Origin of the sequence: Paraburkholderia sp. CNPSo 3274 (assembly GCF_024206475.1) — a bacterium.
Lineage (GTDB): Bacteria > Pseudomonadota > Gammaproteobacteria > Burkholderiales > Burkholderiaceae > Paraburkholderia.
On the sequence record NZ_JAMBPR010000238.1, the window covers coordinates 1 to 839 of the forward strand.

Annotated in this window: 1 pseudogene; it reads right to left on the reverse strand. The window is 61.1% G+C overall.

Annotation, left to right across the window (positions count from 1 at the left end):
• Window positions 1-579: 579 nt before the first annotated feature.
• Window positions 580-839 (reverse strand): annotated as a pseudogene (locus tag M3I54_RS44445) (hypothetical protein); the annotation flags it as partial.

An 839-nucleotide genomic window follows, 5' to 3' on the forward strand; every position in this document is an offset into this window, starting at 1 on the left:
ACACCTGTAGCAGGTAGGTTTGCTGGGTGGTCTCGGCGAAGTTGCGGATCTGCATGTCGTGCAGCATGCGTTGGCGCAGTGGCGTCATGGCGTGCCTCCTGGAAGCAGTGGTGAAGCCCGGTTGGGCATCCACATACTGCTCCTGGAGGTATCTGCGTCCCCTCGTTGGGATCCTGCGTCAGCTCGCCGCCACAATGAACGTCAGCCATCAGCTCTCGCGCTCCTCCCCTACCGCGTCAGCGGTTTAGTACTTGGCCGGTAATGTCGAAAAAGTGCGTGCGGTGACGGACGCCCCGCAGCCGTCAACCCTTGTGCACGCCCCGCCGCGATATTCACAACTGTCAGCAAGTCGTGACGCCCCCCACCATGGCCGCTACTTAGGTGCCGTGGTAGGCGTCGCGTTGGTAATGGTGCGTGGGTCGCCGGCAGGAAGCGGAGCATCCATCAGGAAGATCAGCAGGCAACGGGGCACCGTGAATCGTTCAGACTGGCCTGGTCTGCGAAACACCGGCGAGATGCAGGATCTTTGCTGCGACCCTGCGGAAAAACGCGTCGTCCCGTTCTTTCTGGGCAGCATCATCAGCGACGCTGATGCTCGATCAGAATACCGCGGCGCTTCATGATTTCCTGAGTACACAACTTGCGTTCGAGGTAGTCAGGATCGTCGGCACCCATCGTCTCGATGACGACACGGTGCGGCCGTGCCGCAACGCCAGCGGCTGCCACCGATCGGAACGTCAGTTCAAAGTCGGGTCGGCACCACTGGCTCGGCGCGTCGGTCTGCCTCACTTCCCGATCAAAGAGCGGTTTCCAGAGCGTCACCTCAACGCCGTGCTTTT